The sequence below is a fragment of the Amycolatopsis sp. lyj-84 genome, assembly GCF_046549075.1.
Classification (GTDB): Bacteria; Actinomycetota; Actinomycetes; order Mycobacteriales; family Pseudonocardiaceae; genus Amycolatopsis.
This window is the reverse complement of the sequence record NZ_JAJPWO010000003.1, coordinates 491,268-511,531: the sequence shown is the minus strand read 5'-3', so window position 1 is coordinate 511,531 and position 20,264 is coordinate 491,268. Positions and strand designations below refer to the sequence as shown.

Genomic DNA, 20,264 nt, shown 5'->3' with positions numbered 1-20,264 from the left:
GGTGACAGCGTTTTAAAACAGTGTTATCTTCGCCTTCCCCACCACGAAGGGAAGAGCACATGGAAGGCCCGCTCAGACTGTTCACGGTCATCGCGCTCGTCTCACTGCCGACGGTGATGTACGGCGGGTACGCGCTGATGGGTGTCCTGCGCGACCGGAAACTGACCGAACACCAGCGGAACATGTTCCGCGCGGGTCACGCCCACGCCGGCGTCCTGCTGGTTTTGGCGCTCGTCGCGCTGCAGATCCTCGGGCAGACCGGACTCCCGGACGTCGCGTTGTGGATCGTGTGCTCCCTGCTCCTGTTCGGCGTGCTCGCCCAGTCCGGCGGCTTCTTCCTGCACCTGGCACCGGGCAAGGGCAAGCTCGGCGGACGGGTCACCAGCGCCGGAGCCGTCATGCTCGGGGCGGCGATGCTGACCACCGCGTACGGCGTGGCCTTCCCCTGACAAAAGCGCTGGCGACGGCTCGTTAAGCTTGCTGACGTGCCTGAATACCTGCCGACAGCCCCCGCGAAGGGGACCCGCGACTTCCTGCCCGCCGAGATGTCCGTCCGGACGCAGGTGTTCGGCCATCTCTACGACGTCCTCGAACTGCGCGGCTTCCTCCGCTACGACGGGCCGATCCTCGAACCCGCCGAGATCTACGAGCGCAAGTCCGGCCAGGAGATCGCGGACCAGCAGCTGTACACGCTGACCACCAAGGGCGGCGAGCGGCTGGCGCTGCGCCCGGAGATGACCCCTTCGGTCGCCAGGATGATCGCGGGCAACGCGAAGTCGCTGCAGTTCCCGGTGCGCTGGTACAGCCACCCGAACTGCCACCGCTACGAGCGGCCGCAGCGTGGCCGGGTCCGCGAGCACTGGCAGATCAACGCGGACATCTTCGGTTCGGACAGCGCGAACTGCGAGATCGAGATCTTCGAGCTCGTCCACGACATGATGAGCACGCTCGGGGCGACGCCGGACATGTTCCAGGTGCGCGCCAACGACCGGAACCTGCTCTCCTCGGCGCTCACCGACATCGTCGGCGTGACCGCGGAGCAGCTGCCGCAGGTGTTCACCCTGGTGGACCGCTGGGAGAAGTCGGACCGCACGAAGCTGAGCGACACCGCGGCCGAGATCGGCCTGACCGACAAGCAGTTCGAGAAGCTGACCGAGACCCTGTCGTCCGGTGTCGCTCTGCTCGACGAGCTGCCCGAGCAGGTCAAGGAAAACTCGAACCTGGTCAAGGTGCTGAACAGCGGCGCCGCGGACCTGATCACGTTCGACCCGATGATCGTGCGCGGGCTCGCGTACTACACGTCGACCGTGTTCGAGGTCTTCGACACCTCTCCGGAGAACCGCCGCGCCCTCTTCGGCGGCGGCCGGTACAGCGACCTGGCGTCGTTGTTCACGTCGCAGCAGATCCCCGGGATCGGCTTCGGCATGGGCGACGTCACGCTGATCGACTTTCTCGACACCCACGAACTGACGCCGAAGCCGCGCAGCGAGGCCGATGTCGTGGTGATCCCGGTGGTCGAAGAGCTCACCGACGCCGCTCGCGAGGTCGCGGGACGGCTGCGGAAGGCCGGTCTGCGCACGCTCACGCCCGTCGAGCTCCGCAAGCTGGGCAAGGAGCTCACCCGGGCCGACAAGGCCGGGGCGCGGGCCGTGGTGATCGTCGGCCAGGAGGACTGGGACGCCGGGAACGTGACGGTTCGCAGCCTCGAGACCCGCGAGCAGCAGACGGTCGACGTCGACGCCGTGGTTCCGACGGTCAACTCACTGCTCTGACAACGAAAAGCCGGCGCCCTTGAGTGGGGCGCCGGCTTTTCGTTTTCAGCGCGACAGGGTCTTCATGGACGCTTCGGGGTATCGCTCCCCCGCGACCGCGTCGGCCGGAACCGCGGCCTCGATCGCGGCCACGTCCTCGGCGGTCAGCTTCAAGCCGACGGACGCGACGTTCTCTTCGAGGTACTTGCGCCGCTTCGTACCCGGGATCGGCACGACGTCCTCGCCTTGGGCCTGCACCCACGCCAGCGCCAGCTGCCCCGCGGTCACCCCCTTCTGCCCGGCCAACGCGCGAAGCGCTTCGACCATCGCCAGGTTCCGTTCCAGGTTGCCGTCGGCGAAGCGCGGCTGGGTCGTCTGACGGAAGTCGCCGTCCGCGAAGTCCTCTTTGGACTTGAAGCGGCCGGTGAGGAAACCGCGCCCCAGCGGGGAATACGGCACCAGCCCGATACCGAGCTCACGGCAGACCGGGACGACCTCGTCCTCGATGTCGCGCGACCACAGCGACCATTCCGTCTGCACCGCCGTCACCGGGTGGACGGCGTGCGCCCGCCGGATCGTCTCCGGACCGGCCTCGGACAACCCGATGTGCCGGATCTTCCCCTGCTCGACCAGGGAGGACAGCGTGCCCGCGGTCTCCTCGATCGGCACGTCCGGGTCGACGCGGTGCTGGTAGTAGAGGTCGATGTGATCGACGTTCAGGCGTCGCAGCGAGGCCTCGACCTGTTGCCGCACATAGAATTCGTCGCCGCGGATCCCGCGCTTGCCGGGGTCGGCCTCGTCGCGCACGATGCCGAACTTGGTGGCCAGCACGACCTGGTCCCGTTTGCCCGCCAGCGCGCGGCCGACCAGTTCCTCGTTGCGGCCGAAGCCGTACATGTCGGCCGTGTCGATCAGCGTCACGCCCAGCTCGATGGCACGGTGGACGGTCGCGATCGATTCGGTGTCGTCGCCCTGGCCGTAGAACTCGCTCATGCCCATGCAGCCGAGCCCTTGCGCGCCGACTTCCAGCGTGCCGAGCCTGCGGGTGGGCAGGGTGGAACCCGTCATGATTTCTCTCGCAATTCTTTCGGTTTACTTGCCGGCGGCGCGGGCGAGCCGCTCCGGGTAACGCTCACCGGCGATCGCCTCGGCGGGCGCGGCCTTTTCGATGGCCTCGATGTCCACTTCGGACAGTTCCAGTTCCGCCGCTGCGGCGTTCTCTTCGAGGTACTTGCGACGCTTGGTGCCCGGGATCGGCACGACGTCGTCGCCCCGCGACTGCACCCACGCGAGCGCCAGCTGTCCGGCGGTGACGCCCTTCTCCGCCGCCAACGCGCGCAGGGCTTCGACGATCGCCATGTTGCGCTCGAAGTTGCCCTCGGCGAACCGGGGCAGCCCGCGGCGCATGTCGTCCGCCGGCAGGTCCTTCATCGAGGTCACGCTGCCGGTGAGGAAACCACGGCCGAGCGGCGAGAACGGCACGACACCGATCCCCAGCTCGCGAGTCGTCGCAAGGATCTCGCCTTCGATGCCGCGGGTCCACAGCGACCATTCGCTCTGCAGCGCGGCCACCGGGTGCACGGCGTGGGCGCGGCGGATCGTCTCGGCGCCGGCTTCGGAGATCCCGGCGAACCGGATCTTGCCCTCGTCCACCAGCTCCGCGAGCGCACCCCAGGTCTCTTCCACCGGCGTGTTCGGATCGACGCGGTGCTGGTAGTAGAGGTCGATGTGATCGACGTTCAGCCGGCGCAGCGACTCTTCGCAGCTCTGCTTGACGTAGGCCGCGTCGCCCCGAGCGGCCATCCCGCCGTCTTCGGTCCAGATGATGCCGAACTTGGTCGCCAGCACGACCTGGTCCCGCTTGCCCGCGATCGCGCGGCCGACCAGCTCTTCGTTCGCTCCGGCGCCGTAGACGTTCGCGGTGTCGAGCATCGTCACGCCGAGTTCGAGCGCGCGGTGGACGGTGGCGATCGACTCCGTGTCGTCGTCCCGGACGCCGTAGGCCTGGCTCATCCCCATGCAGCCGAGCCCCTGCGCCCCGACTTCCAGCCCGCCGAGCCTCCTGGTGCTGATCACGCTGAAATTCCCTCCACGGTGGTGCCGATGCCGAGCACCTTGCGTTCCACCTGGTCGTAGTGGTCGATCTTGTAGTCGAGGATGTCGAGGCAGGCCTGCAACTCGGCGATCCGGTCGGCGACCGACGTGCGCTGGTCGACGAGGATCGCCTTGCGCCGTCCCGCGCTCGACGCGCCGTGGTGACGAAGGGAGGCGTACTCCCGCATGCGCTTGATGGGCATGCCGGTCAGGCGCAGCTTGGTCAGGAACCCCAGCCACCCGAGGTCGTCGTCGGTGTAGGCGCGGCGCCCCGCGGCGTCCCGTGCCGGGGGCTCGACGAGTTTGATGCGCTCGTAGTACCGGAGAGTGTCGATGGACAACCCGCTACGTCGCGCGGCTTCCGCTATCGAGTAGCTCATGTGAACGACAGTACGACCTGGAGTGCGCTCCAGGTCAACTCCGAATTCCCGCGATTGATAACAGCGTTGCGTTACGCTCTGCTCATGCCCCGCCCCAGGACGCACGACGAGAACCTCCGGCTGAAACTGCTGGACCGCGCCGGTGAGCTCATCTCGGCCGACGGCCCGAAGGCCCTCAGCCTCCGCAAGCTCGCCTCCGACGTCGGCACGTCCACCACGGCGGTCTATTCACTCTTCGGCGGGAAGACGGACCTGGTCAGCGCCCTGTTCTCCGAAGGCTTCCGCCGCTTCGGCCAGCGGATGTCCGGGGTCTCGCTGAGCGGCGACCCAGTCGAGGACCTGGTGCGGCTCGGCGTCGCGTACCGGGAAAGCGCGCTGGCCGACCCGCATCTCTACGCGATCATGTTCACGAAGTCGGTGCCGGGTTTCGAACCGGCGGAGGAGACGTCCGAGCAGGCTCGCGCCACGATGGCGCCACTGGAGGAGACGATCCGCAAGGCCGTCGCGGACGGCGTCTTCATCGGCGCGCCGCCCGAGGTCATCGTCGTGAGCTGCTGGGGCACCGTGCACGGCCTCGTGTCACTGGAGCTGAACGGGAACCTGCCGGAGGCGTACACCGTGAGCCCGGCTTACGAGGTCGCGCTGCGGGCGAACGCCACCGGCTGGCTGCGCCGGTGACGGATCGCGTTTAGCCCGCTAAACGCGATCCGGTCCGGCCGCGCTCGGGTGTGGCAGGTCCGTGAAGGCCTCCTTGAGCGCGCGACTTGCCTTCGGTGGTGGCGCGTCGCGTTTAGCGGGCTAAACGCGACGCGGTGACGCGCTCAGACCGCCCCGTACTGCCGGTCACCCGCGTCCCCGAGACCCGGCACGATGAAGCCGGAGTCGTTCAGCCGCTCGTCGATGCTCGCGGTCACCACCCGCAGCGGCAGTCCGGTCTTCTCCAGATGCGCGATCCCCTCGGGCGCCGCCAGCGCGCAGATCGCGGTGACGTCGGTGGCGCCCCGGTCGGTGAGCAGCCGGATCGTGTACTCCATCGACCCGCCGGTCGCCAGCATCGGGTCGAGCACCAGCACCGGCCGGTCGGCGAGCGATTCGGGCAGCGACTCCAGGTACGGCGTCGGCTTGAGCGTCTCCTCGTCGCGGGCGAGCCCGACGAAGCCCATCTGGGCGTCGGGGATCAGCTTGTGCGCCTGGTCCGCCATCCCCAGCCCGGCCCGCAAGACCGGCACCAGCAGCGGCGGGCTCGCCAGCGCGTAGCCGTCGGTGCGTGCCACCGGCGTGTGGATCCGGTCGATGCGCACGGGCATGTCCCGCGTGGCTTCGTAGACCAGCATGACGGTCAGTTCGTGCAGCGCCGCGCGGAAGGCGGCGCTGTCGGTGCGCGCGTCGCGCATGGTGGAAAGCCTGGCCTTGGCCAGTGGGTGATCAACGACGTGCACATCCATGCCGGTCAATTTAGCTCGTCAGCCCTGTCGCGCGAACCAGCCGACCCAGCGGCGCTGCCACGGTGTCTCCACCGAACGCGCGTGGTGATTCGCCCGCGCCCACGCCACGGCCTCCTCGGCGGAGAGCCCCGAAAGGGTGGCCAAGCACGACATGACCGTGCCGGTCCGGCCGACTCCGCCGTAACAGGCGACCTCGACGCCTTCCCCGGCCGCGGCCCGCTCGTGCAGCGTCACGATCCGCCGCCGCGCGTCCGCCCAGTCCGTCGGCAGCAGGAAATCGGGCCAGCGGATCCATTCCCGCTCCCAGTCCATTTTGTGGTCGTGCTTCCGGCGCAGCTTCGCGCCGCCCAGATACAGGCCGAAGTCCGGCGAAGGCCCCTCGGGCCAGGGACGACCCAGTCCCCGCCCTCGTACCTTGACACCGTCCGGCAGTTCGATCGCACCAAGTAGTGAGTTCCCCATCACGGCAGAATCCCACTGTCGGCCATAAGATGGACGCCCGGCCCTCCCACCGGCGCTAGGCTCCTGCGCGTGAGCGAAGAGCCGGCCCTGCCAGGACCCGAACAGATGCGCATCTCCGACGCCGACCGTGAACAGGTCGCGCAGGTGCTGCACGCGGCAATGTCCGAGGGGCGCATCACCATCAACGAGCTGGAAGAACGGCTCACCATCGTCTACGCGGCCAAGACCGTCGGCGACCTCAAACCGGTCACCGCGGACCTGCCGCAGACCCGCTCGGCGATCCAGCCGGCGACGTCGCGCGCGCTCGGCCTGCCCGACGACCGCATCGGCGGGCATCCGGGCTCCGGTGCCTCGATCGCCGTCATGTCCGGCGCGTCGCGCAAGGGCAGCTGGGTCGTGCCGCCGCAGCACAACAGTTTCGCGTTCTGGGGCGGGACCGACATCGACCTGCGGCACGCGCGCTTCGCCGAGAAGAACACGACGATCACCGCGGTCGCGATCATGGGCGGGATCGACATCGTCGTGCCCGACGACATCAACGTGGACGTCACCGGAATCGGCTTCATGGGGGCTTTCGAGCTGGAGGACCGCGCGGGCACGCCCGCCGCGCCGCCGACCGCCCCGACGGTGAAGATCACCGGACTGGCGTTCTGGGGCGCCGTCACCGTCGTACGGAAGTCACGTAAGAAGGACACACCTGAACTCGAAGGCTGAGCCGAACCAGGGGGACCGTCTGATGCGCCGAAGTTTCGTAGCGATCGCTTGTGCCGCACTGCTTTCCGTCACCGCCTTGCCCGCGGCGGCCGCCGGGAAGGCCGACCCGCGCCAGGCCGCGATGGACGCGGCGGTCGCCGCGGGCATCCCGGGCATGGTCGCCGTCGCCGACGGTTTCCGCGGGGTCAGCGGCGTCGCGGACATCACCCGGCCCGGTAAGCCCACCGCGTCGGGACGCTGGCGGATCGCCAGTGTTTCCAAGGTGTTCGTCGCCACCCTGGTCCTGCAGCTCGTGGCCGAAAAGCGCGTCGGGCTGGACGAGCCCGTGCAGCGCTACCTGCCGGGGCTGCTGCCGTACCCGGAACCGATCACCGTCCGCCAGGTGCTCCAGCACACCAGCGGCCTCCCGCGTGACCTGCTCCCCGAGGACTCCTGGGCGACGGGGCCGGAGATCGACACCGAGCGCTTCGAGCATTTCGACAGCGACGACGAGATCCGTCTGAGCACGTCGAAGCAGCCACTGCAGTTCAAGCCCGGAACGAGCTGGGCGTACTCCAACACCGGCTACAACGTCCTCGCCCTGCTGGTCGAGAAGACCACCCGGAAGCCTCTCGAACGAGTGCTGGCCGAGCGCATCACCGGGCCGCTGCACCTGCGCGACACCTCGCTCCCCCGCGACTTCCCGTTCCTGATCGGCGCGGCCGCCCGCGGCTACGAGCAGCTGTACGACGCGCCGCGCGGCCTCACCGACGTCACCACCTACAACTACTCGCGCTACTACGGCGCGGGAGGCATGGTGTCTTCGGGCGCCGACCTCAACCGCTTCTTCGAGGCCCTGCTGGGCGGCCGTCTGCTGCCCGCCGACCTGCTCGCGCAGATGAAGAAGACGGTCCCGGCGGCCGGCATGGAATACGGCCTCGGCCTGATGAAGCTGAACCTCAAGGAACTCGGCGCCTGCGCGGAGGACATCACCATCTGGGGCCACGGCGGCGACCTGCCGGGCTTCAACACCCTCAGCTTCCACGACGAATCCGGCAAGAACATCTCCACGCTGGCCACCGTGGACCTCACCGCGTCGCCGGACGCCTCGCTCAAGCGTCAGCTGCCGATGGTCAACGAGTTCTGCACGCCGGTGATCCCGGTCAAGGCCGCCGCCCAGGCCCCGGTGCCCAGCTTGTAGGCCGCCTACACTCACCCGTATGACAGCTACGACCAGCTCGTCAGCGGCGACGGCTACCCCGGCGCCGCTGACGGACGCGACTCGCGACGAGGCGAGCCTGCGCCGGTTCCTGCACGGGCTGCCCGGCGTCGACCAGGTCGGCGTCGAGCAACGGGCAGCGGGCCTCGGCACGCGCAGCATCAAGAAGGCCGCCAAGCTCTGGGCGATCGACACCGCCATCTCGATGGTCGACTTGACGACCCTCGAAGGCGCCGACACGCAGGGGAAGGTCCGCGCGCTCGCCGCGAAGGCCAAGCGGCCGGACCCGGAACGGCCGGACACGCCGCAGGTCGCGGCCGTCTGCGTGTACCCGGACATGGTCGAGACGGCTGTCGAGGCCCTGCGCGGTACCGGCATCCACGTCGCGAGTGTGGCCACCGGGTTCCCAGCGGGCCGCACCAGCCGTGAGATCAAGCTGGCCGACACCAAGATCGCCGTCGACGCCGGTGCCGCCGAGATCGACATGGTGATCGACAGGGGCGCGTTCCTGGAGGGCCGTTACCTGGCGGTCTTCGAGGAGATCCAGGCGATCAAGGCCGCCTGTGGCAGCGCGCACCTCAAGGTCATCCTCGAGACGGGCGAGCTGGCCACCTACGACAACGTCCGCCGCGCCTCCTGGCTCGCGCTGCTGGCGGGCGGCGACTTCATCAAGACCTCCACCGGCAAGGTCTCGCCCGCCGCGACGCTGCCGGTCACCCACGTGATGCTGCAGGCCGTCCACGACTGGTTCGCCCAGACCGGTGAACTGCGCGGCGTCAAACCCGCCGGTGGCATCCGGACGACCAAGGACGCGATCAAGTACCTGGTCGCGGTGCACGAGGTCGCCGGCGAGCAGTGGCTGACCCCGGATCTGTTCCGGTTCGGCGCGTCCAGCCTGCTCAACGACCTCCTGCTGCAGCGCCGCACCCAGGCCGACGGCCACTACAGCGGCCCCGACTACGTCACGGTGGACTGATCCATGGGCATCTTCGAGTACGCGCCCGCGCCCGAATCGCGCGACCTCGCGAACCTCAAACCGCACTATCGGCCGTTCGTCAACGGCGAGTTCGTCGACGGCTCCGGTGAGCCGCTCAAGACGATCAACCCGGCCACCGAAGAGGTGCTCGCCGAGGTCGGCACCGCGTCGGTGTCCGATGTGGACACCGCGGTCAAGGCCGCGCGCAAGGCGTACACAGGCGTCTGGTCCAAGATGCCGGGCTCCGAACGCGCCAAGTACCTGTTCCGCATCGCGCGCCTGATCCAGGAGCGCTCGCGGGAGCTGGCGGTGCTGGAGAGTCTCGACAACGGCAAGCCGATCAAGGAATCGCGCGATTCCGACGTGCCGACGGCCGCCGCGCACTTCTTCTACCACGCGGGTTGGGCCGACAAGCTCGACTACGCGGGCTACGGCCCGAACCCGCGGCCGCTCGGCGTCGCGGGCCAGGTCATCCCGTGGAACTTCCCGCTGCTGATGCTGGCGTGGAAGATCGCGCCCGCGCTGGCCACCGGCAACACCGTGGTGCTCAAGCCCGCGGAGACCACGCCGCTGACCGCGCTCGTGTTCGCCGAGATCTGCCAGCAGGCCGAACTCCCGCCCGGCGTGGTCAACATCCTGCCCGGCGCCGGGGACATCGGTGCCGCGCTGGTGGGCCACGGCGACGTCAACAAGGTCGCCTTCACCGGATCCACCGACGTCGGCAAGGCCATTCAGCGCCAGGTCGCGGGCACGTCGAAGAAGCTCACGCTGGAACTGGGCGGCAAGGCCGCGAACATCGTCTTCGACGACGCCGCGCTCGACCAGGCCGTCGAGGGGATCGTCAACGGGATCTTCTTCAACCAGGGCCACGTCTGCTGCGCGGGCTCGCGTCTGCTGGTGCAGGAGTCCATCGCCGAGGAGCTGCTCGAAAAGCTCCGCTACCGCGTCTCGACGCTGCGGCTGGGCGACCCGCTGGACAAGAACACCGACATCGGCGCGATCAACTCCGCCGAGCAGCTCGCGAAGATCAAGGGCCTGGTGGAATCCGGCGACGCCGAGGGCGCGCAGCGCTGGACCAGCCCGTGCCCGGTGCCGGAACGCGGTTTCTTCTTCGCTCCCACGGTGTTCTCGGATGTCCAGCAGTCGATGCGCATCGCCCGCGAAGAGATCTTCGGGCCGGTGCTTTCGGTGCTGACCTTCCGCACGCCGGACGAGGCCGTGACGAAGGCGAACAACACGCCGTACGGGCTCTCCGCCGGTATCTGGACCGAGAAGGGCTCGCGCATCCTGTGGATGGCGAACCAGCTCCGCGCCGGCGTCGTCTGGGCCAACACGTTCAACCGCTTCGATCCCGCCGCGCCGTTCGGCGGCTACCAGGAGTCGGGTTTCGGCCGCGAAGGCGGACGCACCGGACTGGAGGCCTACCTCGATGTCTGACCGTATTTCGGTGGCGAAGACCTACAAGCTCTACATCGGCGGCAAGTTCCCGCGTTCGGAGTCGGGCCGGGTGTACCCGGTCACCGACAGCAAGGGCAAGTTCCTGGCGAACGCCTCGCACGCGTCCCGCAAGGACGTCCGTGACGCGGTTTCGGCCGCCCGCAAGGCTTTCGGCGGCTGGTCGTCGGCGACGGCGTACAACCGCGGCCAGGTGCTGTACCGGGTGGCGGAGATGCTGGAAGGCCGCCGCGAACAGTTCGTCGCGGAGGTTTCCGCGTCCGAGGGCGTGGCGGCGAAGAAGGCTCAGTCCCTTGTGGACGCCTCGATCGACCGCTGGGTCTGGTACGCGGGCTGGACGGACAAGATCGCGACCGTACTCGGCGCGGCCAACCCCGTCGCGGGCCCGTACTTCTCCTTCACCGTGCCCGAGCCGACCGGCGTCGTCGGCGTGCTCGCGCCGCAGCAGTCGTCGCTGCTGGGCCTGGTGAGCGTGCTGGCACCGGTGCTGGCCACCGGCTCGACCGCGGTGGTCGTCTCCAGCGCGGACCGGCCGCTGCCCGCGATCACGCTTTCGGAGGTCCTGGCGACGTCCGACCTGCCCGGCGGGGTCGCGAACATCCTGACCGGACGGGCGTCGGAGCTGGGTTCGTGGCTCGCCTCGCACGGCGACGTCAACGCCCTCGACCCGACCGGCGCGGAGCCGTCCGCGCGGGCGGACCTGGCGCGCGACGCCGCGGGCACCGTCAAGCGCGTCCTGACCGTGCCGGACACCGAACCGGACTGGACGGCCGACGCCGACATGGCGCGGCTGCGCCGGTACCTGGAGGCGAAGACCGTCTGGCATCCGCTGGGCGTCTGACCCCTGTACCCACCGCAATTGGTCCTCTAGTTGCGGTGGGTCACCCAGCGTCCAGCCGGATCTCACGCGAGTTCGGTCCCCAGACACGCGGGGTCGCGCCCTCCGGCGTGGCGCGGTTAGCGGGCTAAACGCGATCTAGGGGTCCAGGTCGGCGCCGGTCAGCACCCGGCCCGGAAGCGGCTCGTTCGAGCCGTCGGCCCGCAGCCCGTCGATCATGATCCCGATGCAGCGCCGGGTCGCCATCCGCGCGATCTCCTCGCCCTTGCCCGGCATCTGCCGCAGCACGGTCGCGAACAGGATCGCCACGTCGCCGGTCGCGACGTCCGGCCGGAGCCGTCCCTCCGCCTGTGCTCCCCGCACGAAGGCCTCCATCACCAGGAGCAACTCGTCACGCAGGGCCTTGATCGCGGGGTCGCTCGTGAGGATCACCAGCGCGCGGGGCGACACCATCGCGAGCTGAATGCTCAACTGCAGTTCCATCGACTGGTGCAGCAGCCGGATCAGGGCGTCCCAGTCAGAGGACTCCTGGTCCTTCGCGGCCTTCGCGTCCCTGAGCACCCGATCGAAGTTGTCGACGGCGACCGCGCGGATCAGCGCGTCCCGGTCCGGGAAACGCCGGTAAAGAGTGCCGACGCCGACACCCGCCGAGCGCGCGATCTCCTCCATCGGGACCTCGGCGCCCTGGGCGGCGAAGATCGTTCTCGCGGCGGCCAGGATCTGATCCCGGTTCCGGCGCGCGTCGGCGCGCAAGCGGGTCTCGGGGTCGGCAGTCATGGTCCTCGCCTCTCGAAGGTCCTTCAGGGCCGTGATTCTCGCACGTAAGGGCGTGCCCTTCACGCTTCCCGGGAAACCACCCCTTCGCGAGTGGACGACTTGTCTCCACTTGAGTACCTTGGAGTCATAAGCGGAATGAAACCATCCGCATACGTTTTGGGGCCTCCTGTCCGATATCGCCCGAACCCACCCGACACCCTGGGGAAGGACACCCGATGACTGACGTCGAGGAAACCACCGCAACCTTGCCGCTGGTACGTAAATGCCCGTTTTCGCCGCCTCCGGAATACGAGGCGCTTCGCACGGAAAATCCGGTTTCCCGGGTCGGTCTGCCGTCAGGCCAAACGGCGTGGGCGCTCACCCGGCTCGAAGACATCCGCGAAATGCTGAGCAGCCCGCACTTCAGTTCCGACCGGCTGGATCCGGCGTTCCCGATGATGGTCGCGCGCCAGATCCGGCGCGAGGACAAGCCGTTCCGCCCGTCCCTCATCTCGATGGACCCGCCGGAACACAGCCGGGCCCGGCGCGACGTCGTCGGGGAATTCACGGTCAAGCGGATGAAGGCACTGCAGCCGCGAATCCAGCAGATCGTCGACGAACACCTCGACGCCCTGCTCGCGGGCCCCAAACCCGCCGATCTGGTCCAGGCGCTTTCGCTTCCGGTTCCGTCGCTGGTCATCTGCGAACTGCTCGGTGTCCCCTATTCGGACCACGAGTTCTTCCAGGCCCGCAGCTCCAAGATGCTCAGCCGGGAGGTCAGCCCGGAAGACCGGCAGGCGGCGTTCGAGCAACTCGAGAACTATCTCGACGAACTCGTCACCAGGAAAGAAGCGAACGCCACCGAGGACGACCTTCTCGGCCGCCAGATCCTGAAGCAGCGGGAAGCAGGTGAAGGCGACCACGACGAACTCGTCAGCCTGGCGTTCCTGCTGCTCATCGCCGGTCACGAGACGACGGCGAACATGATTTCGCTCGGCACGGTGACCCTGCTGGAGAACCCCGAACAGCTGGCGAAGGTCAAGGCGGACCCGGACAAGACCCTCCCCGCGATCGAGGAGCTCCTGAGGGTCTTCACCATCGCCGAGACGGCGACCTCACGCTTCGCCACGGCGGACGTCGAGATCGGCGGCACGCTCATCCGCGCAGGTGAAGGCGTCGTCGGCTTGAGCAACGCGGGCAACCACGACCCGGACGGGTTCGAGAACCCCGACGCCTTCGACATCGAACGCGGCGCGCGGCACCACGTCGCGTTCGGGTTCGGCGTGCACCAGTGCCTCGGCCAGAACCTCGCGCGGATGGAACTCCAGATTGTTTTCGATACGCTGTTCAAGCGTATTCCGGGCATCCGGATCGCCGTTCCGGTCGACGAACTGCAGTTCAAGCACGATTCGACGATCTACGGCCTCCACGCCCTTCCGGTCACCTGGTAGGAGGAGCCATGAAGATCATCGCGGACACGGGCAAGTGCGTGGGCGCGGGCCAGTGCGTGCTCACCGACCCCGACCTGTTCGACCAGAGCGAGGACGACGGGACGGTCATCGTGCTGACCCCGGAGCCTGAAGGGGACGAGGCGGAAGAGAACGCACGCACGGCCGTGCACATCTGCCCCGGTCAGGCATTGTCACTCGCGTAAGACGAGGGTCTCGTGAGCGGTAAGGACGGCTAGACCGGACCGGCATTCGCTTAGCTAGCCCTGACCAGGGCGAGCGTGAAGGATTCGGGGCGTTGAGTGTCCCAATTCCTTCATCGTCGAGGGGTGTTCCGGTCTCGGAGCTTGATCAACGGAGGATTGGGGACACTCAACGTCCCCAATCCTCCGTTGACCAAGCCCAGACCATCCCCTCGCCCGTCGAGTGGGGAAGATTTGGGACGTTGAACGTCCCAAATCTTCCCCACTCGCCCACATCGGCAGCCAGAACAACTCACGAGGCGTTACTTGACCGCGCCCATCGAAAGGCCGCGGACGAGGTGGTTCTGCGCGATCCAGCCGACGATCATCACCGGCAGTGACGCGAGCAGGGCGGCCGCGGACAGCTGGGCCCAGTACAACCCCTCGCTGGTGATGAACCCGACCAGGAACACCGGCACGGTCCCGGCCCGCGCGGCGGTGAGGTTGACCGAGTAGAAGAACTCGGTCCACGAGAAGATCACGCAGATCAGCGCGGTCGCGGCCACCCCGGGCGCGACGACCGGCATGATGATCTTCCGCAACAGCACCGGCAGGGTCGCGCCGTCGATCCGGCCCGCTTCGATCATCTCGTGCGGCACTTCGAGGAAGAACGACCGCATCATCCAGATGGCCAGCGGCAGGTTCATTGACGTGTACAGGATGATCAGCGCCCACACGTTGTCCAGCAGCTGGGTGTTCTGCGAGATCACGTACAGCGGGATGATCGCCGCCACGATCGGCAGCATCTTCGTCGACAGGAAGAAACCGAGCGCGTTGCTCGTCCCCTTCACCGGCGCCAGCGACAGCGCGTACGCCGCCGGGATTCCCAGTAGAAGTACGAAAATCGTCGAAATGACGGTGACGAACGCCGAATTCGACAGGTACGGCAGGAATCCTCGTTCGAGCACCCCGGCGAACTGGTCGAGCGTCGGAGTGAAGAACAGCCGCGGCGGATCGGTGTAGGCGTCGGCCTCCTGTTTGAAGGCCGTCAGGATCATCCACAGCAGCGGGAACACGAACAGGATCGCGATCACCCAGGTCGCGACCGTCAGCGCGCCCGCGCCGAACCGGCCTTTCATTTCGCGCCTCCCTGCACCGAGAACGTGCGGAACATCAGCCGCAGCGCGAAGGTCGCGACGATCATCGTCAGGATCACGACGATCACGCCCATCGCGGACGACTGCCCGATGTCGAAACCTTGGAACGCCCGTTGGTAGATGTAGAAGGGCAGGTTCGTGCTCGCCGTGCCCGGACCGCCCTGGGTCATCAGGAAGATCGCGTCGAAGCTGTTCACGATGTAGATCGCGCCCAGCAACGTCGCCAGCTGCAGGAACCTGCTCAGATGCGGCAACGTGATCGCGGTGAACGTCCGCCAGCGGCCGGCGCCGTCGACCGACGCGGCCTCCAGGACGTCCTTCGGCTGGCTCTGCAGCCCGGCCAGGATCAGCAGCATCATGAACGGCGTCCACTGCCAGACGACCTGGGCCATCACCGCCGCGAGCGGGAACTCCGAAAGCCAGTCGACGTCCGTGCCGAACACGAAGTGCAGCAACCCGTAGGTCGGGTCGAACATCGTCGTCTTCCACAGCAGCGCGCCCGCCGCGGGCAGGATCAGGAACGGCGTGATCAGCAGCGTCCGGACCACGCCGCGGCCGAGGAACTTGCGGTCCAGCAGGATCGCGAGCCCCAGTCCGAGCAACAGGGAGAAGAAGACGCAGACGACCGTCAGCACGACGGTGTTCAGCAGCGCCCCGAGGAACGTCGAGTCCGCGAAGACGTCGATGTAGTTCTGCAGGCCGACGAAATGCCGCGAACCCGGCCGCACCAGGTTCCACGACTGGAACGAGTAGAACACCGTCAGCACGAACGGCAACTGCGTCACCGCGACGACGAACAGCAGAGCGGGCAACAACGGAAGCCGTCGTTTGAACGGCGTATCGGTGCCGCGTTTCGGCGGCGCCTTCTTGGTGTGGGCGGGTTCGGTGCGGGCAGGAGCGGAGATCGTGGACATCACTGCGCCTCCTGATACGACTTGCCGACGGTCTGCGCGTATTCCTGGGACTGCTTCAGCGCCTCGTCCACGGTGATCTGGCCCGCGATCGCCGCCGAAAGCTGCTGACTGACGCGAGTGCCGAGATCCTGGAACTCGGGGATGCCGACGAACTGGATCCCGGGGTAGGGCACCGGATTCGCCATCGCCTTCTGCTGGTTCGCGTCCGCGATCCCGTCCAGCGTCGGCTGCGCGTAGGCCTTGGCGGCCTCGCGATACTGCGGGATGTCGTAGGTCGACTTCCGCACGCCCGGCGGGACGCGGTTCCAGTCGCCGAACTCCTTGGCGACCCGCTGCACGTAGGCCTTGTCGGTCATCCAGGCCATGAACTTGAAGGCGGCGTCCTTGTCCTTGGCGACCTTCGGGATCGCCAGCGCCCACGTGTAGAGCCAGCCGCTCGCCTGCGTCTTCTCCACCGGCGCCGGGGCGTACCCGGACTTCCCGACGACCTTGCTCGCCGACGGGTCCTCGTTCGTGCCCGCCATGACCGTGGCGTCGTACCACATCGCGGCCTGGCCCTGGGTGTACCGCGTGCCGCATTCGGAGAAGCCCGCGCTCGACGCGCCGACCTCGCCGTGGTTCCGCACGAGGTTCACGTAGAACTCGGCGGCCGCCTTGAACTCGGGGCTGGTCAGCTTGGCGTTCCAGTCCTTGTCGAACCACTGCGCGCCGAAGGTGTTGGCGACCGTGGTGAACGGCGCGAGGCTCTCGCCCCAGCCCGGCTTGCCACGCAGGCAGATCCCGGCGAGCCCCTTCGACTTGTCGTCGAGTTTCGCGGCGTACTCGGCGATCTGCGACCACGTCGGCTTGGCGGGCATGGTGATCCCGGCCTGCTCGAACAGGTCCTTCCGGTAGGCCAGGAACGACGACTCGCCGTAGAACGGCACCGCGTACATCGATCCGTTGTGCGACAAGGATTCCTTGATGCTCGGGATGAAGTCGGCCGAGTCGTAGGCGGGGTTCGCCGCGATATGCGGCTCGAGGTTTTCGAGCCAGCCGTTCGCCGCCCACTGCGGGGCTTCGTAGTTGCTGATCATGACGACGTCGAATTCGCCGCCCTCGGTGGCCGTCGACGCGGTGATCTTCGCGCGTGCCTGGTTTTCGGGCAGCGACACGAACTTGAGGGTGACGCCGGGATTCGCCTTCTCGAACTCGCCGGAAAGCTCGATGGCGTCCTTCATCTGCGGGTTCGCGACGATCCCGACCACGAGCGTCCGGTCACCGGTCCCGAGCGCGCCCGCACCGGCGCAACCGGTGAGGGCCAGCGAGAGAACCGCGAGCAGAGCGACTGCTTTACGCACTTTCGCCTCCCGGTAAGACCTGCACCTTCAGGCCGGCGCCGCTGCGCATGAGGGCGAGCGCGTCGGGGTACTGCTCCAGCGGCAGCGTGTCGGTGAGCAGCGCGCCGGTGTCGACGGCGCCGTCGGCGACCAGATCGAGCGCGGCGCCGAAGCTGTTCATGACGGCCATCGAGCCGACGACGGTGATTTCGTCGTTGTAGATCCGGAACGGCGAAAGCGCGACGCGTGCTTCGGCGGGCGCGACCCCGAAGACCAGCAAGCGGCCTCCGCGCTGGAGGGAGTCGAAGGCGGCTTCGATGGCGGGCGCGGCGCCGGTGCAGTCCGCGGCGGCGTCGAACTTCTCGTCGTCCAGATCCTTCACGTCACCGGCGACCGCGACAGCGCCGAGGTCCTTGGCACGGCCGAGGCGGGAGGTGTTGCGGTCGACCACCGTCACGTGGGCGCCCGCACGCTGCAGCAACTGCTGCATGATCAGGCCCATCGTGCCCGCGCCGACGACGAGGAACCGCTCCCCCGCCTCGACACCGATCCGGCGCACGCCGTGGACCGCGCAGGAAACCGGCTCGACGAGCGCGCCCTGTTCCCAGGTCATCGTGTCCGGCATGCGATAGCAGTTCGCCGACGGAACGGCGACGTACTCGGCGAAAGCGCCGTTCACGGTGTCGCCGGTCGCATTCCAGTTCTCGCAGAGGTTGCCGCGGCCGGACCGGCAGGGTTTGCAGTAGCCGCAGAACAAGGACGGGTCGACGGCCACCCGGTCGCCGACCTTCCAGCCACCCGGCACGTCGGCGCCGAGTTCGACGATCTCACCGGCGAACTCGTGGCCGGGGACGATCGGATAGGGCGTCGGCGGGAAATGCCCGTCGGCGATGTGGAGATCGGTCCCGCAGATCCCGCAGGCGCCGACCTTGACGACGACCTGGCGATCCCCCGGTTTGGGATCGGGTACCTCGCCGACCCTGATCTCACCGGGCTTGTCCACGATCGCGGCACGCATGCCAGTTCCTCTTCTCTCCGCTCATTTGAGCGGGGTGGGCCCATGCTTCGGACTGCATGTCAGCGCTGTTAATGCACCAGCATGGTGAACTTTTCCCAGTTGTTACGTCAACCTTTCGGGTGGATTTCGCGCTATAGTGCTCAAATGAGCGGTAAGAAGCAGAGGCCCGGCCTGGTGGAGTCACTGCGCCTGGCCGCGGTGGCGCGGCGGTTCTACGAGCAGGGCGCCTCGAAACTCGAGATCGCCGACGAGTTCGGCATCAGCCGGTTCAAAGTCGCCCGGATGCTCGACACGGCCAGGGAGAGCGGCATCGTCAAGGTCGAGTTCCGGCTGCCGGCGCCGGTCGATCTCGTGCTGTCCGAAGAGATTCGCGCCGCGTACCGGCTGGACCGGGTGCTCGTGCTCGAACGAGCACCGGAACCGGAATCGCGCGAAGTGGCCCGGCGGAAGATCGGCACGCTCGCGGCCCGGCTCCTGACCGAGATCATCACTCCCGGCGACGTTCTCGGCCTGTCGTGGGCACGTTCCGTGAACGCGATGACCGAAGCGATCCAGTCGCTGCCGAAATGCCCGGTCGTGCAACTGTGCGGGGTGCAGGCGGGAATGGACATGCGGGACCGTTCGGTGGAGACGGTCAGCCGGGTCGCGTCGGTCTCCGGCGGGCAGGCGTACCCGATCTTCGGACCGCTCGTCCTCCCCGACCGCCGCACCACCGAGACGCTGCGCAGGCAGCCGGGGATCGCGGAAACCTTCGGGCAGTTCAAGAACCTGACCAAGGCCGTCGTCAGCATCGGCGCGTGGAAGCCCGAGGAATCGACGGTTTACGACGCGCTCGACGAAACGGAGCGGAGCGCCATAGCGAAACGAGGTGCCAAAGCGGAGGTTTCCGCGCGCCTGTTCGACGCCGACGGGACACCGATGTCGACCGGGCTGGCCCACCACGTGCTGGCCATAAGCGCCGAAGAACTCCTGGCGGTCCCCGAGGTGATCGCGCTGGGCTACACGGAGCCGAAGGCCGAAGCGATAGACGCCGTCCTGCGCTCCGGCATGGTCTCGACACTGATCACCGACGCCGCCGCGGCCGTCCCGCTCCTCAAGCTGGCCGAGGCTCGCCCGCCCGCTTAGCCGCCTCGTCCTGCGCCGCCATCACCTCGTCACCGTGACGGAAGGCCCACTCCCCGAAGGCCTCGATGGGCGCCAGCAAGGTGGTCCCGAGGTCCGTCAGCGCGTACTCGACCTTCGCCGTCCGGCCACAGTCACGCCTGCTGACCAGGCCGTTGAACTCCAGCCGCCGGACAGTCTCCGTGAGCACCTTCGTACTGATCCCGCCGAGCCGTCGCCGCAACTCGGCCGGGCGGAGCGCGCCGTCCCGCAGGGCCCAGAGAACGACGGGATTCCACGTGTTCGCCATCAGGTCGAAGGCCAGCCGGGCACGGCAATCGGCGAGGAAGACGTCGTTCATGGGACCTCCGGTAACCACTTGGTACCCGCGCGGCTTTCTACCGTCGTGCTGTAACTCGATCTTAGGGAGCGGCACAATGCGTATCGGTATTTTCGGCGCGGGTGGGATGGCGGAAGCGCTCGGGGGCCAGTGGACGGCGGCGGGGCACGAGGTGATGGTCGCCGCGCGCGACCGGGCCAAGGCCGCCGCGATCTCCGCCCGAGTGGGCACCTGGGCGGAAGCCGCCGCCGCGAGCGAGGTGATCCTGCTCGCCGTTCCCGCCGACGCGGTGACGGAAGTCGTTGCCGCCGCGGGGAATCTCGCCGGGAAGGTGCTGATCGACTGCACCAACGCGGTCGGCCCCGGCGCCGTGCTCACGATCCCCGACCAGGCCGCGCGCATCGCTCTCGCGGCAGGAGACGCGCACGTGGTCAAGGCGTTCAACCTGTGTCACGTCGACGTCTGGCGGATGACTCCCCCGGCGTTCGGCGGCCGCCCGCTCGCGGTCCCGCTCTGCGGCCCGCCGGAGGCAGTCGGGGTGGTGAGCTCCCTGGTCCGCGACATCGGGTGCACGCCACTGAACGCCGGCGGGCTCGACCGGGCGCGGCTGATGGAGGCGATCATGGCGTTCATGGTCGGGCTGTGGTTCGACGGCCACGACGCCCAGGCCTGTTTCCCTCCCCTTCCGGCCTGATCTCAGGGTCGCCCCGGATGTG

Annotated in this window: 23 protein-coding genes; 12 read left to right on the top strand and 11 right to left on the bottom strand. The window is 68.0% G+C overall.

The window, feature by feature from the left end:
- Window positions 1–59: 59 nt before the first annotated feature.
- Window positions 60–449, top strand: a complete 390-nt coding sequence (locus tag ACLJRM_RS12630) for a hypothetical protein (RefSeq protein ID WP_410604571.1) — start codon at window positions 60–62, stop codon at window positions 447–449.
- A gap of 36 nt (window positions 450–485) precedes the next feature.
- The gene (hisS, locus tag ACLJRM_RS12625; RefSeq protein ID WP_410663062.1) at window positions 486–1,772 is read left to right on the top strand and encodes a histidine--tRNA ligase; all 1,287 of its coding nucleotides are present in this window, start codon (window positions 486–488) and stop codon (window positions 1,770–1,772) included.
- Between the two features lie 45 nt (window positions 1,773–1,817).
- Here hisS and ACLJRM_RS12620 read toward each other — a convergent pair whose 3' ends face one another.
- Genes ACLJRM_RS12620 through ACLJRM_RS12610 form a run of 3 tightly spaced genes read right to left on the bottom strand, consistent with a single transcriptional unit; the run spans window position 1,818 to window position 4,225 of the window.
- Window positions 1,818–2,819: an aldo/keto reductase gene (locus ACLJRM_RS12620; RefSeq protein WP_101612337.1), complete on the bottom strand. Its 1,002-nt coding sequence runs from the start codon at window positions 2,817–2,819 to the stop codon at window positions 1,818–1,820.
- A gap of 24 nt (window positions 2,820–2,843) precedes the next feature.
- The gene (locus ACLJRM_RS12615; protein WP_174720507.1) at window positions 2,844–3,827 is read right to left on the bottom strand and encodes an aldo/keto reductase; all 984 of its coding nucleotides are present in this window, start codon (window positions 3,825–3,827) and stop codon (window positions 2,844–2,846) included.
- On the bottom strand, window positions 3,824–4,225 hold the full coding sequence (locus ACLJRM_RS12610; RefSeq protein WP_410604568.1) for a MerR family transcriptional regulator: 402 nt from the start codon (window positions 4,223–4,225) through the stop codon (window positions 3,824–3,826). Before ACLJRM_RS12610 ends, ACLJRM_RS12615 begins: the two co-directional genes overlap by 4 nt.
- Window positions 4,226–4,309: 84 nt before the next feature.
- On the opposite strand from ACLJRM_RS12610, the gene ACLJRM_RS12605 reads away from it, so the two are divergent.
- Window positions 4,310–4,903, top strand: a complete 594-nt coding sequence (locus ACLJRM_RS12605) for a TetR/AcrR family transcriptional regulator (protein ID WP_101612335.1) — start codon at window positions 4,310–4,312, stop codon at window positions 4,901–4,903.
- A gap of 143 nt (window positions 4,904–5,046) precedes the next feature.
- Here ACLJRM_RS12605 and upp read toward each other — a convergent pair whose 3' ends face one another.
- Together upp and ACLJRM_RS12595 are read right to left on the bottom strand one after the other, a co-directional pair.
- A complete protein-coding gene (gene upp, locus ACLJRM_RS12600; protein WP_101612332.1) occupies window positions 5,047–5,670 on the bottom strand; it encodes a uracil phosphoribosyltransferase in 624 nt (207 codons plus the stop codon).
- An 18-nt stretch (window positions 5,671–5,688) separates the two neighbouring features.
- Complete coding sequence (locus ACLJRM_RS12595; RefSeq protein WP_410663061.1) at window positions 5,689–6,132, bottom strand: protein-tyrosine phosphatase family protein; 444 nt, start codon at window positions 6,130–6,132, stop codon at window positions 5,689–5,691.
- Window positions 6,133–6,237: 105 nt separating this feature from the next.
- Here ACLJRM_RS12595 and ACLJRM_RS12590 point away from each other — a divergent pair, with 105 nt between their 5' ends.
- The 5 genes from ACLJRM_RS12590 to ACLJRM_RS12570 are packed head-to-tail and all read left to right on the top strand — an operon-like array spanning window position 6,238 to window position 11,316.
- Window positions 6,238–6,846: a DUF1707 domain-containing protein gene (locus ACLJRM_RS12590; protein WP_410604618.1), complete on the top strand. Its 609-nt coding sequence runs from the start codon at window positions 6,238–6,240 to the stop codon at window positions 6,844–6,846.
- 22 nt (window positions 6,847–6,868) lie between these two features.
- Window positions 6,869–8,026: a serine hydrolase domain-containing protein gene (locus ACLJRM_RS12585; protein WP_410663060.1), complete on the top strand. Its 1,158-nt coding sequence runs from the start codon at window positions 6,869–6,871 to the stop codon at window positions 8,024–8,026.
- Window positions 8,027–8,045: 19 nt separating this feature from the next.
- The gene (deoC, locus tag ACLJRM_RS12580) at window positions 8,046–9,020 is read left to right on the top strand and encodes a deoxyribose-phosphate aldolase (protein WP_410663059.1); all 975 of its coding nucleotides are present in this window, start codon (window positions 8,046–8,048) and stop codon (window positions 9,018–9,020) included.
- A gap of 3 nt (window positions 9,021–9,023) precedes the next feature.
- On the top strand, window positions 9,024–10,457 hold the full coding sequence (locus ACLJRM_RS12575) for an aldehyde dehydrogenase family protein (RefSeq protein WP_410604561.1): 1,434 nt from the start codon (window positions 9,024–9,026) through the stop codon (window positions 10,455–10,457).
- On the top strand, window positions 10,450–11,316 hold the full coding sequence (locus ACLJRM_RS12570; protein ID WP_101612327.1) for an aldehyde dehydrogenase family protein: 867 nt from the start codon (window positions 10,450–10,452) through the stop codon (window positions 11,314–11,316). The genes ACLJRM_RS12575 and ACLJRM_RS12570 overlap by 8 nt, the downstream gene beginning before the upstream one ends.
- 135 nt (window positions 11,317–11,451) lie before the next feature.
- Here the strand turns inward: ACLJRM_RS12570 and ACLJRM_RS12565 are convergent, their stop codons facing one another.
- Window positions 11,452–12,090 (bottom strand): TetR/AcrR family transcriptional regulator, encoded by a 639-nt coding sequence (locus ACLJRM_RS12565; RefSeq protein ID WP_101612326.1) that lies wholly within the window; start codon window positions 12,088–12,090, stop codon window positions 11,452–11,454.
- Window positions 12,091–12,305: 215 nt separating this feature from the next.
- Between ACLJRM_RS12565 and ACLJRM_RS12560 the strand changes: the two genes are divergently transcribed.
- Window positions 12,306–13,520 (top strand): cytochrome P450, encoded by a 1,215-nt coding sequence (locus ACLJRM_RS12560; protein WP_101612325.1) that lies wholly within the window; start codon window positions 12,306–12,308, stop codon window positions 13,518–13,520.
- Between the two features lie 8 nt (window positions 13,521–13,528).
- Complete coding sequence (locus ACLJRM_RS12555) at window positions 13,529–13,723, top strand: ferredoxin (RefSeq protein ID WP_101612324.1); 195 nt, start codon at window positions 13,529–13,531, stop codon at window positions 13,721–13,723.
- A gap of 299 nt (window positions 13,724–14,022) precedes the next feature.
- Here ACLJRM_RS12555 and ACLJRM_RS12550 read toward each other — a convergent pair whose 3' ends face one another.
- From ACLJRM_RS12550 to ACLJRM_RS12535, 4 genes are read right to left on the bottom strand one after another with little or no spacing between them, the layout of a single operon-like run.
- Window positions 14,023–14,838 carry a carbohydrate ABC transporter permease gene (locus ACLJRM_RS12550; protein WP_410663058.1) on the bottom strand — a complete coding sequence of 272 codons (816 nt, stop codon included), beginning with the start codon at window positions 14,836–14,838 and terminating at the stop codon, window positions 14,023–14,025.
- Window positions 14,835–15,770 (bottom strand): carbohydrate ABC transporter permease, encoded by a 936-nt coding sequence (locus tag ACLJRM_RS12545; RefSeq protein ID WP_101612322.1) that lies wholly within the window; start codon window positions 15,768–15,770, stop codon window positions 14,835–14,837. Before ACLJRM_RS12545 ends, ACLJRM_RS12550 begins: the two co-directional genes overlap by 4 nt.
- Window positions 15,770–17,110 carry an ABC transporter substrate-binding protein gene (locus ACLJRM_RS12540; RefSeq protein ID WP_410663057.1) on the bottom strand — a complete coding sequence of 447 codons (1,341 nt, stop codon included), beginning with the start codon at window positions 17,108–17,110 and terminating at the stop codon, window positions 15,770–15,772. Before ACLJRM_RS12540 ends, ACLJRM_RS12545 begins: the two co-directional genes overlap by 1 nt.
- Complete coding sequence (locus ACLJRM_RS12535) at window positions 17,103–18,107, bottom strand: zinc-dependent alcohol dehydrogenase family protein (RefSeq protein ID WP_410604557.1); 1,005 nt, start codon at window positions 18,105–18,107, stop codon at window positions 17,103–17,105. Before ACLJRM_RS12535 ends, ACLJRM_RS12540 begins: the two co-directional genes overlap by 8 nt.
- 144 nt (window positions 18,108–18,251) lie before the next feature.
- On the opposite strand from ACLJRM_RS12535, the gene ACLJRM_RS12530 reads away from it, so the two are divergent.
- On the top strand, window positions 18,252–19,232 hold the full coding sequence (locus tag ACLJRM_RS12530; RefSeq protein ID WP_101612319.1) for a sugar-binding transcriptional regulator: 981 nt from the start codon (window positions 18,252–18,254) through the stop codon (window positions 19,230–19,232).
- On the opposite strand, the gene ACLJRM_RS12525 is transcribed toward ACLJRM_RS12530, so the two are convergent.
- Window positions 19,201–19,569: a winged helix-turn-helix transcriptional regulator gene (locus tag ACLJRM_RS12525; RefSeq protein ID WP_410663056.1), complete on the bottom strand. Its 369-nt coding sequence runs from the start codon at window positions 19,567–19,569 to the stop codon at window positions 19,201–19,203. The genes ACLJRM_RS12530 and ACLJRM_RS12525 overlap by 32 nt on opposite strands.
- A 76-nt stretch (window positions 19,570–19,645) precedes the next feature.
- Here ACLJRM_RS12525 and ACLJRM_RS12520 point away from each other — a divergent pair, with 76 nt between their 5' ends.
- Entirely contained in the window at window positions 19,646–20,242 is a 597-nt protein-coding gene (locus tag ACLJRM_RS12520) for an NADPH-dependent F420 reductase (protein WP_410663055.1), read from the top strand.
- Window positions 20,243–20,264 lie beyond the last annotated feature (22 nt).

Excerpts from the sequence above, each read along its gene's own strand:
- ACLJRM_RS12630 (WP_410604571.1), top strand. The coding sequence starts at position 60 with ATGGAAGGCCCGCTCAGACTGTTCACGGTCATCGCGCTCGTCTCACTG.
- ACLJRM_RS12620 (WP_101612337.1), bottom strand. The coding sequence starts at position 2,819 with ATGACGGGTTCCACCCTGCCCACCCGCAGGCTCGGCACGCTGGAAGTC.
- ACLJRM_RS12610 (WP_410604568.1), bottom strand. The coding sequence starts at position 4,225 with ATGAGCTACTCGATAGCGGAAGCCGCGCGACGTAGCGGGTTGTCCATC.
- ACLJRM_RS12605 (WP_101612335.1), top strand. The coding sequence starts at position 4,310 with ATGCCCCGCCCCAGGACGCACGACGAGAACCTCCGGCTGAAACTGCTG.
- upp (WP_101612332.1), bottom strand. The coding sequence starts at position 5,670 with ATGGATGTGCACGTCGTTGATCACCCACTGGCCAAGGCCAGGCTTTCC.
- ACLJRM_RS12595 (WP_410663061.1), bottom strand. The coding sequence starts at position 6,132 with ATGGGGAACTCACTACTTGGTGCGATCGAACTGCCGGACGGTGTCAAG.
- ACLJRM_RS12590 (WP_410604618.1), top strand. The coding sequence starts at position 6,238 with ATGCGCATCTCCGACGCCGACCGTGAACAGGTCGCGCAGGTGCTGCAC.
- ACLJRM_RS12585 (WP_410663060.1), top strand. The coding sequence starts at position 6,869 with ATGCGCCGAAGTTTCGTAGCGATCGCTTGTGCCGCACTGCTTTCCGTC.
- deoC (WP_410663059.1), top strand. The coding sequence starts at position 8,046 with ATGACAGCTACGACCAGCTCGTCAGCGGCGACGGCTACCCCGGCGCCG.
- ACLJRM_RS12575 (WP_410604561.1), top strand. The coding sequence starts at position 9,024 with ATGGGCATCTTCGAGTACGCGCCCGCGCCCGAATCGCGCGACCTCGCG.
- ACLJRM_RS12570 (WP_101612327.1), top strand. The coding sequence starts at position 10,450 with ATGTCTGACCGTATTTCGGTGGCGAAGACCTACAAGCTCTACATCGGC.
- ACLJRM_RS12565 (WP_101612326.1), bottom strand. The coding sequence starts at position 12,090 with ATGACTGCCGACCCCGAGACCCGCTTGCGCGCCGACGCGCGCCGGAAC.
- ACLJRM_RS12560 (WP_101612325.1), top strand. The coding sequence starts at position 12,306 with ATGACTGACGTCGAGGAAACCACCGCAACCTTGCCGCTGGTACGTAAA.
- ACLJRM_RS12555 (WP_101612324.1), top strand. The coding sequence starts at position 13,529 with ATGAAGATCATCGCGGACACGGGCAAGTGCGTGGGCGCGGGCCAGTGC.
- ACLJRM_RS12550 (WP_410663058.1), bottom strand. The coding sequence starts at position 14,838 with ATGAAAGGCCGGTTCGGCGCGGGCGCGCTGACGGTCGCGACCTGGGTG.
- ACLJRM_RS12545 (WP_101612322.1), bottom strand. The coding sequence starts at position 15,770 with ATGTCCACGATCTCCGCTCCTGCCCGCACCGAACCCGCCCACACCAAG.
- ACLJRM_RS12535 (WP_410604557.1), bottom strand. The coding sequence starts at position 18,107 with ATGCGTGCCGCGATCGTGGACAAGCCCGGTGAGATCAGGGTCGGCGAG.
- ACLJRM_RS12530 (WP_101612319.1), top strand. The coding sequence starts at position 18,252 with ATGAGCGGTAAGAAGCAGAGGCCCGGCCTGGTGGAGTCACTGCGCCTG.
- ACLJRM_RS12525 (WP_410663056.1), bottom strand. The coding sequence starts at position 19,569 with ATGAACGACGTCTTCCTCGCCGATTGCCGTGCCCGGCTGGCCTTCGAC.
- ACLJRM_RS12520 (WP_410663055.1), top strand. The coding sequence starts at position 19,646 with ATGCGTATCGGTATTTTCGGCGCGGGTGGGATGGCGGAAGCGCTCGGG.